This is a genomic window from Paenarthrobacter sp. CM16, assembly GCF_013179505.1.
Lineage (GTDB): Bacteria > Actinomycetota > Actinomycetes > Actinomycetales > Micrococcaceae > Arthrobacter.
On the sequence record NZ_JABMCX010000497.1, the window covers coordinates 1 to 1,780 of the forward strand.

Below are 1,780 nucleotides of genomic sequence, written 5' to 3' on the forward strand. Positions count from 1 at the left end.
TATTTACCCGAACGATATTGGGGTGGACCTGGAGGATGTGACGTCCTTCGGTAAATACCTCGGAGGCTCTCCCTCCAATGTGGCCGTAGCGGCTGCACGTCATGGTCGCCGCACCGGGATCATCACCCGTACCGGAGATGACGCATTCGGTCATTACCTTCACCGGGAACTGCATAAGTTCAACGTTGACGACTCCTTTGTCTCTCCGGTCAAGGAGTACCCCACAGCCGTGACCTTCTGCGCGATCAAGCCGCCGGAAGACTTCCCCCTATATTTCTATGGCCGTTTCCCTACTGCCCCGGACCTGCAGATCACCTCTTCAGAACTGGACCTTGCAGCCATCCGGGAAGCGGGGATCTTTTGGTCCACTGTCACCGGGCTATGTCAGGAGCCCAGCCGCAGTGCGCACATTGCGGCTCACGAGGCCCGCCCGCGCACCGGGCTAAAGGACGGACAGTTCACCATCCTCGACCTCGACTACCGTCCCATGTTTTGGGCCTCTGAAGAGGAAGCCCGGGCACAAGTTGCCAGAATTCTCCCTCATGTCACCGTTGCGATCGGCAACGATAAGGAATGCGCTGTTGCAGTGGGGGAGGGAACACCTGACGAGCAGGCCGACCGCCTCCTGGATGCCGGCGTCGAAATCGCTGTTGTGAAACTCGGACCTGAGGGTGTTATGGCCAAGACCCGCACGGAACGAGTGGTTTCCGCTCCAGTCCCAGTGGAAACCGTCAACGGACTAGGTGCGGGCGACTCGTTCGGTGGCGCGTTCTGCCATGGATTGTTGTCCGGCTGGCCGCTATCGGAGGTCCTTGATTACGCCAACGCCTCTGGTGCAATTGTCGCATCGCGCCTTTCCTGCGCCGATGCCATGCCGACGCCGGAAGAGGTCACTTCGCTGCTGGCCGAACGTGGCCGGCCTGTGCCCGGTACAGCTCTTACCGCGTCCATTCCTGCGGAAGGAGCGGTGCGATGAGCCTCAATGATGACCCTCGCCGCTATGAACACCTCAGCCGTGTCCGGTTGGAGGATCCTGAAGCTGTGGCCCGCGCAGCTGCCACCAGGCGCAAGCACCCCGGCCTGAAGCACGGGAAGCAGAATTTCATCGTTGCCGCGGACCACCCGGCCCGCGGTGCGCTCTCAGTTGGCTCCCAGCCGATGGCTATGGCTGATCGCCGTGACCTGCTGGATCGGCTCCAGATCGCTCTGGCCAACCCCGCGGTGGATGGGATCCTGGCCTCTCCTGACATCATGGATGACCTCCTGCTGCTTGGTGCCCTGGATGGCAAGCTCGTCTTCGGTTCCATGAATCGAGGAGGTCTCGCTGGCCTTGTAAATGAGTTCGATGACCGCTTTACAGGGCACACGGCAGCCGCCTTGGAAGCGTTGGGCGCCGATGGCGGCAAAATGCTGACGCGCATCTGTCTGGGCGACCCGGACACCGTGGCCACCCTCGAGGCCACGGCGAAAGCCATTGACTCGCTGGCTGAGCGCAAACTCATAGCGATGGTGGAGCCGTTCCTTTCGGTACGTGATTCTCATGGCAAGGTCCGCAACGACCTCCGTGCAGACGCTGTCATCAAGTCGGTCGGCATTGCCGAAGGTCTAGGTTCGACCAGCGCGTACACCTGGATGAAGCTGCCAGTGGTGGATGAGATGGAACGTGTCATGGCGTCCACTACGTTGCCCACCGTCTTGTTGGGTGGAGACCCTGCGGGTACCCAGGATGAAATTTTCGCCAGTTGGCAGGCTGCCCTCACACTGCCCGGCGTTCAGGGCC

2 protein-coding genes are annotated in these 1,780 nt (G+C 61.1%); both read left to right on the forward strand.

What is annotated here, in order from left to right:
• The first annotated feature begins 1 nt into the window (after nucleotide 1).
• Nucleotides 2-976 (forward strand): 5-dehydro-2-deoxygluconokinase, encoded by a 975-nt coding sequence (iolC, locus tag HP499_RS23835; protein WP_309138442.1) that lies wholly within the window; start codon nucleotides 2-4, stop codon nucleotides 974-976.
• On the forward strand, nucleotides 973-1,780 hold an 808-nt coding region (locus HP499_RS23840; RefSeq protein ID WP_172326511.1), incomplete at its 3' end, for a deoxyribose-phosphate aldolase. The genes iolC and HP499_RS23840, both read left to right, overlap by 4 nt.